The organism is Micromonospora sp. RP3T (assembly GCF_003027925.1).
Lineage (GTDB): Bacteria > Actinomycetota > Actinomycetes > Mycobacteriales > Micromonosporaceae > Micromonospora.
This window is the reverse complement of the sequence record NZ_PYPS01000002.1, coordinates 254,812-270,242: the sequence shown is the minus strand read 5'-3', so window position 1 is coordinate 270,242 and position 15,431 is coordinate 254,812. Positions and strand designations below refer to the sequence as shown.

Annotated in this window: 15 protein-coding genes; 8 read left to right on the top strand and 7 right to left on the bottom strand. The window is 75.3% G+C overall.

Going from position 1 to position 15,431, the window contains the following annotated elements; genetic code table 11:
• Positions 1 to 26: 26 nt before the first annotated feature.
• Together C8054_RS03000 and C8054_RS02995 are read left to right on the top strand one after the other, a co-directional pair.
• Positions 27 to 1,049, top strand: a complete 1,023-nt coding sequence (locus C8054_RS03000) for a family 43 glycosylhydrolase (protein WP_107155119.1) — start codon at positions 27 to 29, stop codon at positions 1,047 to 1,049.
• A 3-nt stretch (positions 1,050 to 1,052) separates the two neighbouring features.
• Positions 1,053 to 2,006: a carbohydrate kinase gene (locus C8054_RS02995; protein WP_107155118.1), complete on the top strand. Its 954-nt coding sequence runs from the start codon at positions 1,053 to 1,055 to the stop codon at positions 2,004 to 2,006.
• A gap of 54 nt (positions 2,007 to 2,060) precedes the next feature.
• On the opposite strand, the gene C8054_RS02990 is transcribed toward C8054_RS02995, so the two are convergent.
• The 5 genes from C8054_RS02990 to C8054_RS02980 all read right to left on the bottom strand — a co-directional run bounded on the left by C8054_RS02990 (position 2,061) and on the right by C8054_RS02980 (position 5,821).
• On the bottom strand, positions 2,061 to 3,017 hold the full coding sequence (locus C8054_RS02990; RefSeq protein WP_146179841.1) for a hypothetical protein: 957 nt from the start codon (positions 3,015 to 3,017) through the stop codon (positions 2,061 to 2,063).
• Positions 3,017 to 3,334 carry a PadR family transcriptional regulator gene (locus C8054_RS31645; protein WP_146179840.1) on the bottom strand — a complete coding sequence of 106 codons (318 nt, stop codon included), beginning with the start codon at positions 3,332 to 3,334 and terminating at the stop codon, positions 3,017 to 3,019. Before C8054_RS31645 ends, C8054_RS02990 begins: the two co-directional genes overlap by 1 nt.
• Positions 3,335 to 3,423: 89 nt before the next feature.
• On the bottom strand, positions 3,424 to 4,260 hold the full coding sequence (locus tag C8054_RS02985) for an acyltransferase domain-containing protein (protein WP_255562932.1): 837 nt from the start codon (positions 4,258 to 4,260) through the stop codon (positions 3,424 to 3,426).
• A 53-nt stretch (positions 4,261 to 4,313) separates the two neighbouring features.
• Positions 4,314 to 4,484, bottom strand: coding sequence for a hypothetical protein (locus C8054_RS32205; protein ID WP_199199507.1), 171 nt, complete (start codon positions 4,482 to 4,484; stop codon positions 4,314 to 4,316).
• Positions 4,485 to 4,537: 53 nt separating this feature from the next.
• Positions 4,538 to 5,821: a multidrug effflux MFS transporter gene (locus C8054_RS02980; RefSeq protein ID WP_233219462.1), complete on the bottom strand. Its 1,284-nt coding sequence runs from the start codon at positions 5,819 to 5,821 to the stop codon at positions 4,538 to 4,540.
• 170 nt (positions 5,822 to 5,991) lie between these two features.
• Between C8054_RS02980 and C8054_RS02975 the strand changes: the two genes are divergently transcribed.
• Together C8054_RS02975 and C8054_RS02970 are read left to right on the top strand one after the other, a co-directional pair.
• Positions 5,992 to 6,594 carry a TetR/AcrR family transcriptional regulator gene (locus tag C8054_RS02975; RefSeq protein WP_107155117.1) on the top strand — a complete coding sequence of 201 codons (603 nt, stop codon included), beginning with the start codon at positions 5,992 to 5,994 and terminating at the stop codon, positions 6,592 to 6,594.
• 26 nt (positions 6,595 to 6,620) lie between these two features.
• Positions 6,621 to 7,289: a 1-acyl-sn-glycerol-3-phosphate acyltransferase gene (locus C8054_RS02970; protein ID WP_233219461.1), complete on the top strand. Its 669-nt coding sequence runs from the start codon at positions 6,621 to 6,623 to the stop codon at positions 7,287 to 7,289.
• 102 nt (positions 7,290 to 7,391) lie between these two features.
• Here the strand turns inward: C8054_RS02970 and C8054_RS02965 are convergent, their stop codons facing one another.
• Positions 7,392 to 8,447 carry a LacI family DNA-binding transcriptional regulator gene (locus C8054_RS02965; RefSeq protein ID WP_233219460.1) on the bottom strand — a complete coding sequence of 352 codons (1,056 nt, stop codon included), beginning with the start codon at positions 8,445 to 8,447 and terminating at the stop codon, positions 7,392 to 7,394.
• Between the two features lie 451 nt (positions 8,448 to 8,898).
• Here C8054_RS02965 and C8054_RS02960 point away from each other — a divergent pair, with 451 nt between their 5' ends.
• Positions 8,899 to 11,016: a cellulase family glycosylhydrolase gene (locus C8054_RS02960; RefSeq protein WP_107155116.1), complete on the top strand. Its 2,118-nt coding sequence runs from the start codon at positions 8,899 to 8,901 to the stop codon at positions 11,014 to 11,016.
• A 40-nt stretch (positions 11,017 to 11,056) separates the two neighbouring features.
• On the opposite strand, the gene C8054_RS02955 is transcribed toward C8054_RS02960, so the two are convergent.
• Positions 11,057 to 12,553, bottom strand: coding sequence for a hypothetical protein (locus C8054_RS02955; protein WP_107155115.1), 1,497 nt, complete (start codon positions 12,551 to 12,553; stop codon positions 11,057 to 11,059).
• Between the two features lie 175 nt (positions 12,554 to 12,728).
• Between C8054_RS02955 and C8054_RS02950 the strand changes: the two genes are divergently transcribed.
• The 3 genes from C8054_RS02950 to C8054_RS02940 all read left to right on the top strand — a co-directional run bounded on the left by C8054_RS02950 (position 12,729) and on the right by C8054_RS02940 (position 15,429).
• A complete protein-coding gene (locus C8054_RS02950; protein ID WP_107155114.1) occupies positions 12,729 to 13,322 on the top strand; it encodes a TetR family transcriptional regulator in 594 nt (197 codons plus the stop codon).
• A 119-nt stretch (positions 13,323 to 13,441) separates the two neighbouring features.
• Positions 13,442 to 14,638, top strand: coding sequence for an SRPBCC family protein (locus C8054_RS02945; protein ID WP_107155113.1), 1,197 nt, complete (start codon positions 13,442 to 13,444; stop codon positions 14,636 to 14,638).
• Positions 14,635 to 15,429: an alpha/beta fold hydrolase gene (locus tag C8054_RS02940; protein WP_107155112.1), complete on the top strand. Its 795-nt coding sequence runs from the start codon at positions 14,635 to 14,637 to the stop codon at positions 15,427 to 15,429. The genes C8054_RS02945 and C8054_RS02940 overlap by 4 nt, the downstream gene beginning before the upstream one ends.
• Positions 15,430 to 15,431 lie beyond the last annotated feature (2 nt).

Sequence of the window (15,431 nt, the reverse complement as noted above, 5' to 3'; positions counted from 1 at the left end):
CGGCGGCCGACGGCAAAGGACCCCCCGTGCTACGACTGCCCGACGCCTGGATCTGGGACTTCTGGTTCGCCCGCGACGGCGACACCCACCACCTGTTCTTCCTGCGCGCCTCCCGGGCGCTGGGCGACCCGGACCGACGGCACTTCCGGGCGAGCGTCGGCCACGCCGTCTCCCCCGACCTGCGTACCTGGACCCAGGTCGCGGACGCGCTGGTGCCGGCGGACCGGCCGGCGTTCGACGACGTCGCCACCTGGACCGGCTCCGTGCTGCGCGGTCCGGACGGGCGCTGGCACATGTTCTACACCGGCGCCGGCAGCACCGAGCGCGCCCTGGTGCAGCGGATCGGCCTGGCCACCTCCGACGACCTGACCACCTGGGAACGGCACCCGGCCGCACCGGTGCTCACCGCCGCCGACCGCTGGTACGAGCGGCTCGGTGACTCCACCTGGGCCGACGAGGCGTGGCGGGACCCGTGGGTGTTCGCCGACCCGGACGGCGACGGCTGGCACATGCTGCTCACCGCGCGCGCCAACGCCGGCCCGGTGGACGACCGGGGCGTCATCGCCCACGCCCGCTCGCACGACCTGGTGCACTGGACCGCGCAGCCCCCGGTCACGGCCCCCGGCAGCGGCTTCGGCCACCTGGAGGTGCCGCAGGTGGAGGTGGTCGACGGCCGACCGCTGCTGCTCTTCTCCTGCCTCCACGACCAGCTCGCCGAACACCGCCGCGACGCCCGCCCGTGCGGGGTGTGGGCGGTTCCGGGCGAGTCGCTGCTCGGTCCGTTCGACGCCACGAAGGCGCAGCGCCTGACCGACGACAGCCTCTACAGCGGACGCCTGGTCCGCGACGGCGACGGCCGGTGGCAACTGCTGGCCTTCCTCAACCACGACGACCGGGGCCGCTTCGTCGGTGAGCTGAGCGACCCGATCCCGGTGCGGGTCGACCCGGACGGGACCGTGCGGCTCGGCGACGCCGAGCCCGGCACGCCGTACTCGGTGCACGGGCGACGCGCGGTCGCCCCCGCCGACGACGTCGCCGCGGGGGCCTGAGCCGTGCTGACCGTGCTCGGCGAGGCGGTGGTGGACCTCGCCCCGGCCGGCGGGGACGACCGGTTCGTCGCCCACCCCGGCGGCAGCCCGCTGAACGTCGCGGTGGGACTGGCCCGCCTGGGCCGGCCGACCGCGATGCTGGCCCGCTTCTCCCGGAGCGCGTTCGGCCGGCGGCTGCGCGCGCACGCCGAGGACAACGGCGTCGACCTGACCCATGCCGTCGCCGACGACCGGCCGGCGACGCTGGCCGTCGTCTCGCTCGGCGAAACCGGGACGGCCGGCTACGACTTCCATCTCGACGGCGCGGCCGACTGGTGCTGGAGCGCGGCCGAGCTGGCCGCGCTGCCGGCCGGCACCGCCGTGCTGCACGCCGGTTCGCTGGCCGTCCTGCTGCCGCCGGGCGCGGACCGGATCGCCGACCTGCTGGCCCGCACCCGCGCCGAGGGGCGGGTGCTGATCAGCCTGGACCCGAACGTGCGGCCGGCGATGCTCACCGGGCCGGACGCCGCCCGGGACCGGCTGCTCACCCTGGCCCGGTACGCGCACCTGGTGAAGGCCAGCGACGAGGACCTGTCCTGGCTCTTCCCCGGCGCGGGCGTCGAGGAGGCCGCCGCCGCGCTGATCCGGCTCGGCGTGGCGCTGGTCGTGGTGACCCGGGGCGCCGCCGGCGCGTACGCGCGCACCGGCGGCGGCCTCGAGGTGACCTGTCCGGCCGAGCGGGTCACGGTGGTGGACACCGTCGGGGCCGGCGACGCGTTCACCGCCGGGCTGCTCGACGCGCTGGTCGGGGCCGGCGCCGCCACCCCGGCGACGGTGGGCGGGTTGGCCGGGGCCCGGCTGCGCGCGGCGCTCGGACACGCCGCCCGGGTGGCGGCGCTCACCTGCGCCCGGCCCGGCGCGGATCCGCCGCGCCGCGCCGAGCTGGCCGGAACGGGCGGGCGCCGCACGGACCGGTGACCCGGCCGTACGCCCGGCGTCGAGTCGACGGTGCCCACCCGCTGCCGATGGTGCTCAGACGGGTCGGGGCGCCGGCGACCGGCGACCGGTGGCGCGGGTCGTCGTCGCATGGATGTAGGCCAGGGTGAACGCGCTGGTGACGAGCAGTCCGTGCGGGAGGAACTCCACCGCGTCGACGATGACGCCGGAGACGCGCTCGCCGGCCGGGTCGGTTCCCATGGGCAGCAGGAAGGCCGGTTCCAGCAGCACGCCGGGGAGCCAGGACAACGCGTACGCGCGGGGCGCGTCGCCGGCGTCGACGCTGAACCAGACGGTGGAGATCACCGGCAGGTTGACCAGCACCAGGACGCCGACGGCGAGGGCCACCCAGGGCAGGGACCCACGGGGGCGGTGGGCGAGGCGGGCGGTCACGTGCGCGGCTGCCCACAGTCCGGTGGCCCACAGTGCCAGCCCGGGCAGCGCGGAGACGATCTCGCCGAACATGGGCAGCAGTCGGGCGCAGCACCAGCCGATCACGATGATGAGCACGGTCTGGGTCACCCCGGCGGGGGTGTCGCGGCGGGCCAGCCGACGCCCGGCCAGCACGCCGACGGCCACCAGGATCGGCACCAGGGCCAGCAGGGGCAGTCGGTGGAGGGCGTCGTTGCCGTCGGGGTCGGGCAGCCGGTCGGCGACGGCGGCGGGCAGGTGGACCAGCAGCGTCGCCGCCAGGGTGCCGACGACGGCGACGCCGATCGTGGCGCCGAGGAGTTCGCGTGTCGGCCGCGGTGTCGCCGCGACCGGCGTCAGCGGCGCCGTGGACGGCGCCGGACGACGCGCGGCCAGGCTGGCGCTGAAGCGCAGGGCCTGCCAGGTGCGGGCCCCTCGGCCGAGGTCCGGGTCGGCGGCCAGCGCGTACACCTCGGCGAGCCACGTACGGTGTGATTCGTCGCGTACCTCGGCCGGCCACCGCCCGGCGGCGCACCGCAGCAGGAGCAGCGCCAGTCGTGGGGGTTGCGGGGGCGTACGCATCAGGCCCACCTCGGCGTCGTGACGGGACGGGTCTGCGCCCGCAGCCGGGCCAGGCCGGCGCGGGCCCGGGTCGCACCGTCGCCGGTGAACCGGTAGTAGCGGCGGGCCGGTCGATGTGCCCGCGCCGGGTCGATGTCCTCCCACGTCGAGCGCACCCAGCCGGCGCGTTCCAGGCGCAGCAGGATCGGATACAACGTGCCGCTGGGCAGGCCGGTGGCCTTGATCAGGGCCAGTCCGTAGTGGTCGCCGTCGGGATCACCCAGGAGGGCGGCCAGCACCTTGGCGACCGGCACGGTGATCGTGAGCTGCTCGGGCATACGGTCACCGTAGCGGCCCCATGGAAGCCAGACAACATAGGGTGTGAGCTGCTTTTGAATCTGATGTCACAATGGACGTTCGAATGCTCCTAGATCGGGAAGCGGCCGACGCGCCAGCGCCAGTGGCGCCCGGCGGCCAGGTGGTCGACGGCCGCCCGCTGGAGCGCCGTGCGGCGCTCCAGCCGGTCGAGCGGCGTGCTCAGGGTGCGGAACACGAACCGCAGCACCTCGACGTCGGCGTCGATGCCGTCCGGCTCCTGGTAGGGCTCCAGCTCGAACCGGCGCTGGAACCGGACGATGTTGGAGTCCTCCGGCAGGTATTCCCGTAGCTGGGGGTCGAGCAGCCAGGAGCCGCAGGAGAACTCCGTGTGGCGCTCGTCGGGGAAGTGGCGCGGGAAGAACGCCCGGGCCCGGTCGAGCGACGCGTCCACGGCCGCCGGGGTCAGCGGCCCCGCCTCGGGGACGTGCAGGCCGATGGCGTCGCCGCGCTGGTGCTGGAGCCGGCCCAGCTCGTAGAGCCCGCCACGGGTGTGCAGCGTCAGCCAGCTCTGCATGACCGGCCAGCCCTCGCCGGCCATCCGCCTGTCGATCGCCAGGTTGCGGCCCAGGTCGGCGAGGGTCGCCCGGGTCACCGCGTCGTCGATGCCGTGGTCGCGGTGGTACGCGGTGACCACGTCGACCAGGGCCAGGTACGCGTACACGTAGAGGTGCCGCCAGGCCGGGCCCCGCTCGCGGGGCAGGGCCGGGCCGGGCGGCAGCCAGTCGTGGCCCCCGAGATCGGCGCGGACCAGCGCGATCGAGCGGTCGAGCAGCCAGCGCAGCTCCGGGGTCCACAGGGCGGAGCCGGGGTCGGGCCAACCCGCCATGACCTCGGCGGCGTCGTCCGGGCGGACCCCGAGCCGGACGGCGGTGTCGTCCAGATCCACGCGGACGACCCTACCGACGGCCCGGTCGCCGCGACCGGCCGCGCCGGGGCCGGTCAGGCCGGCTCCGGCACGCCGCCGGGCTCGCCGTCGTCGGGCATCGGCTCGGTCGGCGCCTCCGGCAGGACGTCCGGCGTGTCCGGCAGCAGCTCCCCCGGGTCGTCCGGCACGTCCTCGCGTGGATCGATCGGTGGGTACAGCGCGGGGTCGAGGTCGGGATTCGTCATCGGCCCAGTATCCGACGAGATCGCCCCGACCGCCCGGGACGGCGTCGGGCCGGTCAGTGCACCGCCACGACCGCCGGCGCGGGCTCCAGGTCGGCGAGCCGGGCCGGTCGGACCACGACCAGCAGCACCGCCAGCGCCGCCGCCATGCCGCCGGCCACCACCAGGGCCATCGCCAACGCGCCGGTGCCCAGCACGCCCACCAGCGGCGCGGCCACCGCGCCCACCCCGAACTGCACGGCGCCCAGCAACGCGGACGCGGTGCCGGCCGCCTCGCCGTGCCGGGACAGCGCCAGCGCCGGTGCGTTCGGCATCGCCAGACCCGCCGCCGCCAGCACCAGCCACAACGACACCAGCAACGCGGGCAGCCCGCCGACGTCGGTCGCGGCGAAGACCACCAGGGCCAGGCCGGCCAGCGTCCCGGCGGCCAGCGAGGCGACCAGGATCCGCTGCGGCGAGAAGCGGCGCAGCAGCCGGACGTTGTACTGGGTCGCCCCGATCAGGCCCACCGCGCCCGCGCCGAACGCCAGCCCGAACTGCTGCTCGTCGAGTCCGTACCCCTGTTGCAGCACGAACGACGAACCGGCCACGTACGCGAACAGCGCGGCCATGGCGAGGCCGGCCACCAGGACCAGGCCCACGAAGACCCGGTCGCGCAGCAGCGATCCGTACAGCGCCGCGGTCGCGACGACGCCGCCGCGCCGGCGCCCCGCGGGCGGCAGCGTCTCCGGCAGACCGAGCGCGGCCACCACCACCAGCAGTACGCCGAAGGCGGCCAGCACGACGAAGACGCCGGTCCAGTCGCTCCAGCGCAGCACCCCGCTGCCGAGGGTCGGGGCGAGGATCGGCGCCGCCCCCATCACCAGCAGCAACCGCGACAGCAGGGTGGCGAACGCCGCGCCGCTGAACAGGTCCCGGACCACGGCCATCGCGACCACCGCGGTGGCGGCGACACCGAGGCCCTGCACCACCCGCAGCGCGCCGAGGACCGCGACGTTGGGCGCGACCACGCAGAGCGACGACGCGAGGACATGCAGGACGAGGCCGGCGATCAGCGGACGCCGCCGCCCGACGGCGTCCGACAGCGGGCCGATCAGGAGCTGGCCGAGGGCGAGCCCGGCCAGGGTGCCGGTGAGCGTCAGCTGGACCGCCGCCGAGGTGGTCGCGAAGTCGTCGACGATCGCGGGCAGCGCCGGCAGGTACATGTCGATCGTCAGGGGTCCCACCGCGATCAGCGAACCGAGGACCAGCACGAGCCGGGCCCGCTGTCCACGACTCATCAGGTCACCGGGCGTCCGGGCACCGGGCGTCGACAGCTTGTCGGGACGGACATCGGTCATCGGGAGACCTCCGCCCGGTCAGGGCGCGGCCGGGCGAGGTTCGGTGCGGTAGTCACACCTCGGTTCAAATGCGGTGGCGTCGACCTGATTCCCGGCTGGCCGAGAGGTAACGCGGGTCACTGTCGTCAAGGTCCGTAGACACTGTCTACGGAGGCTGGTAGACAGGGTCCATGCCGCCGCCCGACAGCACGCTCCGGGCCCGCCTGGTGCGGGTCGGCGTCGACCTGCTCGCCCAGGAGGGCACCGCGGCCCTCACGCTGCGCGAGATCGCCCGGCGGGCCGGCGTCTCCCACGGTGCGCCGCGGCGTCACTTCCCGACCCACCTCGCCCTGCTCGCGGCCATCGCCCGGGAGGGTTACCAGCAACTCCGCGCCGAGGTCACCGCCGCGATCGGCGACACCGGGCCGGATCCGTACGACCAGGTGCTCGCGCTGGGCCGGCTCTACCTGCGGTTCGCGCGCACCAACCACGGCATGTTCGAGCTCATGTTCCGGCACGACCTGCTGCGGGGCAACGGCATCGGCCTGCGGGACGCCAGCGAGGAACTCTTCGGCGTCCTGGTCGACCTCGTCGCCCGGGCCCGGCCCGAAGCGGCCGAAGCCCCCGCGCCGCCGGTCGTCGCCGGCGCGCTCTGGGCCAACCTGCACGGCATCGCCGAGCTGCGGCAGTGGGGCAGCCTCCAGACCATGGTGCGCAGCGACGACGTCGAACCGCTGCTGCGCGCTGCCGTGGCGGCCCACCTCGGCCGGCCCACGCCCGGCGTCCCACGGTGACCGGGACCGACCCGCGGAGGAATCACGTGCTGCTGCAGACCGGCACCCGGCTGGTGCTCGCCCCACTCGGCAGGATGGCCTTCCGGCCGGTCGTCGAGGGCCGGGACAACGTGCCGCGCCACGGGCCGGTGATCCTCGCCGCCAACCACCTGTCCTTCATCGACAGCGTGGTGATCCCGCTGGTGGCGCCGCGACCGGTCAGCTTCCTGGCCAAGGCCGAGTACTTCCGGCGGCCCGGCCCGCGGGGGTGGCTCACCCGCACCTGTCTCACCGGCATCGACGCCGTCCCCGTGCAGCGGGGCGGCCACCGGTCGGCCCAGGACTCGCTCCGGGTGGCGCTCGACGTGCTCGCCGCCGGGCGGGCCTTCGGCATCCACCCCGAGGGCAGCCGCTCCCGCGACGGGCGGCTCTATCGTGGTCGCACCGGCGTGGCGTGGCTCGCGCTGGCCTCCGGCGCCCCGGTGGTCCCCGTCGCCGTCCTCGGCACCGACCGCATCCAGCCGGTCGGCGCCCGACTGCCCCGGCCCGGGCGGGTGACCGTACGGTTCGGCACGCCCCTGCACTTCACCCCGCCGGTCACCGGCAGCAGCGGGCGGGCCCGGCGGGCCGTCACCGACGAGATCATGACCGCCATCCAGGAGTTGTCCGGCCAGGAGCCCGCCGGCTGCTACCTCGACCTGCCGTCCGAGGGATAGCGAACGTCTGGCCGCGCGTCGACCGCGCTCACCCGGTCGGATCGGCGCCCGCCACCGGCTCCGGGCCCGAGGCGCGGCTGACAGGTCGGCTGACCGCCCGCCTCAGCGGGCCGGCGCGGCGGTGCTCTCCCGGACCGTGAGGCTGGTCGCCAGCTCCAGACCGGTCCGCTGCGTCGGTTCGCCCCGCCCGAGCGCGAGCGCCAGCTCGGTCGCGGCCACGGCCATCTCGGCGAGCGGCTGACGCACGGTGGTCAGCGGGGGATCCAGCAGTTCGGCGATCGGCAGGTCGTCGAAGCCGACCACGCTCAGGTCGGCCGGGATCCGCAGCCCGCGTTCCCGCGCGGCCCGGTAGACGCCGACCGCCTGGAGGTCGTTGCCGGCGAAGATCGCGGTCGGGCGGTCCGGCCGGCCGAGCAGCCGCAGCGCGGCGGCCCGCCCGCCGGCCACGGTCAGGTCGGCGCGGGCCACCAGGTCCGCGTCGACCGGGAGGTGGGCGGCTTCCATCATCGCGCGGTAGCCGTCGAGCCGCGCCCGGCAGCAGAGAATGCGGTCTTGACCGCCGATCATCGCGATCCGGCGATGCCCCAGCCGGAGCAGGTGCCCGGTGGCGGAGCGACCGCCCGCCCAGTTGGTCGCCCCGACGAAGGGCACGTCTTCGGGCAGCTCGCTGGTGGGATCGAAGACCACGAACGGGATGCCGCGCGCCCGCAACTGGTCGCGTTGTTCGCCGGACAGCTGCGCGACGGAGACGACGCAGTCCGGACGACGGGCGAGCGTGTCATCGATCCAGTAGCGGACGCCGCCGCGCTCCGGCCCGAACTCGGTCAGCACCACGCCCACCCGGTGCGCCCGGGCCACCTGCTCGACGCCGCGGACGACCTCGACGCCCCACATGTGTTCCAGCTGGTCGAAGACGAGTTCCACCAGGTTGCTGCGGGTGGACGGGGTGGGCCTGCGGTAGCCGTACCGGCTGATCAGCGCCTCGACCCGGGCCCGGGTGTCCGAGGCCACTCCGGTCCGGCCGTTGATGACCTTCGAAACGGTCGGGACCGACACCCCGGCGGTCTCCGCGATGTAGGAGATCGTGACCGGCCGGCCCGGAGCCGCTGTGGCGTCGTCCGGCCCGATGGCCGGCGCGTCCGGCTCGGTCTGCGACAAGCTGGCTCCTCCCCCGGCCGACCCGCCCTCCGGGCGGCCACCCCTGCCCGGTCTCAGGATAGCCGTCCGTCCATGCCCGCCGGTGTCGCCGAGCGCCGCCGGTGCGCACCGGACGGGGCCGAAACTTTCCGATCGATCTCGCGCGTTTTCCGCGCCGTTTCGCGCCGTTGACGTCGCACGACGCCAAAGGCCGCCGCCGAACCCGCATCTTCATTGACCGTCATCAAAGAAACGCGTAGCGTTCGACCCGAAACTTTCCAGGGAGCCGGGAAGTTGCTGCCGCAGCGCGGCGATCGGCGGAGGCATCGGGCGGCGTCCGCGAGAAGCACTCCAGCGCGATGGCGTCGCCGGGTGGGCCGTGCGGCCACCCGGCGACGCCGGCGCGCCCCCACCCGTCCGGAACCGTTGGCCACCGGCCGCGTACGGGCGGACAACGGCAAGGGAGAACACGATGATCCTGCGCACCCGAAGATTCCGCCTCCGGGGCGGTCCGCTCGCCGGTGCCGTCGCGGCCCTGCTGGTGGCGTCGACGATGACGGCCGTGGGCGCCCAGGCGGCCGGCGGCTGCCGCGTGGCGTACGCGGTGCCGTCGCAGTGGTCGGGCGGGTTCACCGCCGCGGTCGACGTGACCAACCTCGGCGCACCGGTCAACGGCTGGCGGCTGGCCTGGACGTTCCCGTCCGGGCAGCGGGTCACCCAGGCGTGGAACGCCACGGTCACCGCGACGGGCGGCCAGGTCACCGCGACGAACGCCGCCTGGAACGCGACCGTGCCGACCGACGGCACCGTGTCGTTCGGCTTCAACGGTTCGTGGTCGGGCGTCAACACCGCGCCGACCGGCTTCACGCTCAACGGCGTCACCTGCGCCGGGGACGCCGGCGGCACGCCGTCCCCGACCGGCGGCCCGTCGACCACTCCGTCGACGAGCCCGTCGCCGACCGCCACGGCGTCACCGTCGACGCCGCCGAGCACCCCTCCCCCGGCCGGGAACCCGATGGCCACGGTGGCCGCGATGCAACCCGGCTGGAACCTCGGCAACACGCTCGACGCCATCCCCGACGAGACCGCCTGGGGCAACCCGCTCACCACCCAGGCGCTCCTGCGTCACGTGCGCTCGCAGGGCTACCGCAGCGTCCGGCTCCCGGTCACCTGGAGCAACCACCACGGCCCGGCGCCCGACTACACCATCGACGCGGCCTGGCTGGGCCGGGTACGCCAGATCGTCGACTGGGCGCTCGCCGAGGACCTCTACGTGATGATCAACCTGCATCACGACTCCTGGCAGTGGCTCAACACCTACCCCAGCGACCGGGCCGGCGTGACGAACCGGTACCGGGCACTGTGGACGCAACTCGCCACCACGTTCCGCGACCACTCACCGAGGCTGGTCTTCGAGAGCATCAACGAGCCCCAGTTCGCCGACACCACCGACGCGCAGGGCGACACCGCGACCCGGGAGCTCAACGCCGAGTTCGTCCGCCTGGTACGCGCCGCCGGCGGGGCCAACGCCACCCGGCTGCTGGTCCTGCCCACGCTGCACACCAGTGGCGAGCAGGCGCGGCTGGACGCGTTGTCCGCCGGCATCGCCGAACTGCACGACCCCAACCTCGCCGCCACCGTGCACTTCTACGGGTGGTGGCCGTTCAGCGTGAACATCGCCGGCGGCACCCGGTACGACACGAACGTGGAGCAGGACCTGGTCGGCACGTTCGACCGGCTGCGGGACACGTTCGTCGCCCGTAGCATCCCGGTCCTCATCGGCGAGTGGGCGCTGCTCTCCTGGGACCACACCCGGCCCGGCATCATCGAACGGGGTGAGTTCCTGAAGTACCTCGAAGCGGTCGGCTACCACGCCCGCACCCGCAACCTCACCACGATGCTGTGGGACGCCGGTCAGTTCCTCGACCGCACCGCGCTGCGCTGGCGCGACCAGCGCGTCGCCGACATGATCAGGGCGAGCTGGACCAGCCGCTCCGGCACCGCGTCCAGCGACCAGGTGTACGTGCCGCACACCGGCGCGATCACCGGCCGGGCGCTCACCCTCAACCTCAACGGCCTGTCGTTCCGCGGTCTCTGGCAGGGCGACACCCCGCTGGCCGCCGGCGCCGACTACACGGTCACCGGCACCACCGTCACGCTCACCCCGGCGGCGCTGACCCGCCTGGTCGGCAACCGGGCCTACGGCGTCGACGCCACCGTCGAGGCCCGCTTCTCCCAGGGTGCGCCCTGGAAGATCGACATCATCAGCTCCGACCCGCCCACCCAGGCAGCCGCCACCGGCACGACCAGCTCGTTCACCATTCCCACCCGGTTCCACGGTGACCAGCTCGCCACCATGGAGGCCACCTACTCCGACGGCAGCCCCGCCGGCCCGGCCAACTGGACGCCGTTCAAGGAGTTCTGGGGACACTTCCAACCCGACTACGCCGCCGACACCATCATCCTGAAACCGGAGTTCTTCGCCGAGGTGAAGGACGGCACCGTCACGCTCACCTTCCACTTCTGGAGCGGCGCGCGGACCACGTACCGGATCACCAGGACGGGCACCACGGTGACCGGCACCCCCTGATCGCCGGCCGGTGCCGCGGTGCGCGCCGCGGCACCGGCGGTCAGCCGAGGCCGGGCCAGGCGGCGAGGTAGCCGCCGCCGGTGCCGAGGGACGGCCCCGGACCACGCCAGAACCCGGCCTTGTCGACCTGCGCCACCGCCGCCGCGACGCCGCCGGCCGCGGCCACCCCCCGTACGGTCCCGGCGCCGCCGTCGGTGAGCACCACCCAGCTCAGCCGCCGCCGCAGGTCCGGGGCGAGCACCAGCACCCAGGCGTCCCCACCGGCGTACGGGGCCAGCCGCCGGCCGCCGAGCGTCACCCGGGACCGGTCGGCGATCTGGTACGCCGACACCCCGCCGGCGTAGATCCGGCCGGACTCGTCGGCGCCGATCGCGAGCGGCGTGATGGTGTTGCCCCGGTTTCCCTTGCTGTCGACGCGGCTGATCACCACCTGGCCGGCGAGCTGCCGCCCCGAGGCGGGGTCGAACCGGGCCAGATAGGTGTGGTGCGCGTTGCCGGTGTTGGTCGCCTGGCTGAAGTCGTCGGTGACCACGTTCGGCGCGGGCCGTCCCACGTCGGCGGCCGAGCGGGCGAACACGCTGTTCCCGCCGGCGGTCTCCCCGGCCAGGTAGAGCCGGCCGTCCCGGCCCATCGCGACGCGGTCGGCCCGGCTGTCCGCGCACAGGTCGCCCAGCCGGTCCGCCGGATGGTCGTACGCCCGCCAGCGCAGTCGTCCCCGCCGGTCGTAGGCGTGCAGATAGGCGATCTGCACCGGCACGCACCGCCCACCGGAGGTCTGCCGGAACCCGCTGACGAAGACCAGGCCGCTGCGGTCGTCCACCGCCACGTCGCTGACCGTGCGACCACTCGGGGCGATCCGGGTCAGCGTGGCGCCGGTCAGGTCGTACACCGTGACGGTGGCGCCGGTGACCGCCGCGACGGTGCCGGCGGATCCGACCGCGACCCGGCTGGCGGCCCCGCCGCGCTGCCACCGCGCCCGCCCGGCCGCCGCGTCCAGCAGCAGCACGCCCCGGTCGGTGGCCACGGCGATCTCCCCGCCGGTGCGGCGCACCTCCAGGTCCTCGACCGCGCCGGCCACCCGGACGGTACGTAGCAGCCGCCGGCCGGTGCCGTCCAGGAGCAGCACCGCGCCGGCGCCGCCCCGACCGATCGTGGTCGCCGGTTCGCCCGGCAGGCCGGTGAACCGGCCGCCGACGACGAGCTGGCAGGTCGGGCCCACGTCCACCGCCGTCGCCGCGCCGCCGGCCCGTCCCAGGTAGGAGCCGGCGGTCGGGTCGAGCCGGCTCGCCGACCGCGGCGCCCGGCCGGGTGCCGGGCAGTCGAGCGGCGCGGGGCCCAGCCCGGCCCGGCCGCCACCCGGCGCGCCGGTGGCGTCCGCGGCCGAGGGGTCGGGCGCCCCGGCGGTCGGCGCGGTGGTGGTCGGTGCGGTGGTGGTCGCTCCGGTCCGTGGTGCCGGGTCCGGGGCACAGCCGGACAGGAGGAGCAGCAGGCCGGCTCCGGCCGCCGTCCATCGGCGGCCCCGGGGGATCGTGGGCACTGTGGTTCCTCCCTCGGCCGCGACGCCGCCCCGGGGCGCTCCCGCGGCGACGCGCAGACTAGCAACCCCCGGCGGCACGGACCGGGTGGCCGGGCCGCAGCACCGCTCGGGGTGCGGGCGGGGCGGGCCGGCGGGCCCGGCCGAGGGGCGCGACCATCTGCGCTAACGTGGCCGGATGACCTCTCCAGCGACGCAGGCGCGGGGCCTGGAGACCCGGCGGCGGGTGCTCGACGCGGCGATGGCGGAGTTCGCCCGGCACGGCGTCGACGGCGCGCGGATCAACCGGATCGCGGAGCGGGCGCGGGCCAGCAAGGAACGGATCTACGCCTGGTTCGGCGACAAGGACGCCCTGTTCGACACCGTGATGGAGGTCGGGCTCGAGGAGTTGTCCCGGGTGGTGCCGATCACGCCCGACCTGGTGGACTACACGGTCCGGCTGCACGACACGTTCGCCGCCCGGCCCGACCTGCAACGCATCGCGGCGTGGGCGTGGCTGCACGAACGCGGGCGGGCCGAGCAGGTGTCGGAGAAGCGCGTGACCGGCTACCGGCACAAGATCGCGGTGATCCGGGACGCGCAGCGGGCGGGACTGGTCGATCCGGAGTGGCCGCCGCACCACCTGCTGGCCGCGTTGATCGCGGTGGCCACGTCCTGGCTCACCGCCCCGGTCGAGCTGCACCGGGCGCTCGGGCCGCAGCCCGATTCGGTCGACGACGCCCGGGCCCAGGTCCGCCGCGCCGCGCAGCGGTTGGTCCGTCCGCCGGGCTGACGTCGTCCGCGCGGGGCGTCGACCCGCGCGACGCGAATCGAACCAGACGGTTTGATTTTCCCGCGACCGGTGCTATACCTGAACCGAACCAACTGGTTTGATTTTAGGGAGGCGGAGCGATGCGCATGGTGCTGATGGTCCTGTCCGCGGCCGACCACTGGACGTTGCGGGACGGCACGCGGCACCCCACCGGCGTCTGGGCCGAGGAGGTCGTCGAGCCGCACCGGCTCTTCTCCGCCGCCGGCTGGCGGATCACCCTGGCCACCCCCGACGGCGTGCCCCCGACGGTCGACCCGCTCAGCCTGCGGCTGCCCGCGACCGGCCCCCGGCGCGCGCGCCGGCACCGCCGCTATCTCGCCGCCCACGCGCGGGAGTTCGCCCACCCGCGGAAGCTGTCCGAGGTGGACCCGACCGACTACGACGCGGTCTTCTACCCGGGCGGGCACGGCCCGATGGAGGACCTCGCCGTCGACCCGGTCTCCGGCGCGCTGCTGACCCGGGCCCTGCGCGCCGGCACGCCGCTGGCCCTGCTCTGCCACGCCCCCGCCGCCACGCTGGCGGCGACCGGCGAGGACGGGACGTGGCCGTTCGCCGGCTACACGATGACCGGCCTGTCGAACCGGGAGGAGCGGCTCAACCGGTTCGCCCGCAAGGCCCGCTGGCTGCTGGAGGACGAGCTGGTGGCGCGTGGCGCCCGCTACGTCAGTGGTCGCGTGCCGCTGCGGCCGTTCGTCACCGTGGACCGCAACCTCTACACCGGGCAGAACCCCGCGTCGTCCGCGCGACTCGCCCGCCGCGTCATCGCCGACCAGGAGGCGCGGCCCGCGCTCTCGGTCAGCGTCAGCCGCACCGTCGCGGCCGCCCCGGACCGGGTGTACGCGCTGGTAAGCGACGTCACCCGGATGGGCGAGTGGAGCCCGGAGACGTACGCCGCCCGGTGGCGGGAACCGGGCCGGCGGTTCACCGGCAGCAACCGGATCGGTCCGTTCTACCGTTGGCGCATGACGGCGACCGTGACGGAGGCGGTGCCCGGCCGGGTGTTCGGGTTCACCACCGCCTGGCCGTCGTCGTCCACCTGGCGTTACGAGCTGGAGCCGGTCGACGGCGGCACCCGGGTCACCGAGTCGATGACCCGGGCGACGCCCCAGATGGCGGCGGTCCGCGCCGTCCAGCGCCTGGTCGGCGTCGCGGACCGCACCGCCCACCTGCGCGCCGGCATGGCGACCACACTGGAACGGCTGGACGCGGCACTGCGCCGGGAGGACGACGGCGCGGACGGCGCGGCCCGGCCGACGACGGAAGGGAGCACCCGGTGAGCGAGGGCGCCTGGCAGCCGTTCCGGACGCCGCTGCACTACCTCGGGCTGCCGCGCAGCGTGATGCCGCCGATCTGGCGGGAACGGCGGGCCGGTGCCGAGCTGGCCGCCCTGCGGGCCGCGCGTCCCGCGCCGCCGACGCCGCCCGAGCCGGGGGCGCCGGTGCTGGTCGTGCCCGGCTTCGCCGCCGGCGACGACCGGGTGGCGTTGCTGCGGGACTGGCTGCGCGAGGGCGGGTGGGACGCCCGACCGACCGGGCTCACCGACGGCCGCCGCTGCTCCAGCCGGGACCTGGCCGTCGTCGAGGCGGCCCTGGTCCGCCTGCACACCGAGACCGGGCGGCCGGTCACCCTCGTCGGCCACAGCCGGGGCGGGATGTTCGCGAAGGCCCTCGCCGTCCGCCACCCCCGGCGGGTACGCGCCCTGGTCGCGCTCGGCTCGCCGCTGACCGACCCGTTCGGGATCCACCTGGCGGTGCGACTGCTGACCATGTGGATGGCCACCATGACCCGGCTCGGCCGCCGGGACTGGGTGCGCGACTGCCCGTTCGGCGACTGCTGCCGCGAGGTCCACGACGACGTGCTGGCCGCCGCGCCGCCGGGCCTGCCGTTCACCTCGATCGCCAGCCGCAGCGACGGCATCGTGTCCTGGCACGCCTCCCAGGACCCGGCGGCCCGCTGCGTGACGGTGGACAGCTCGCACGGCGGGATGGTCGCCCACCCGGGCGTGTGGGCGGCGATCGCCGACGCGCTGACCAGCAGCGACGCCCCGGGCCGGTCCCGGGTCGGGTAGCC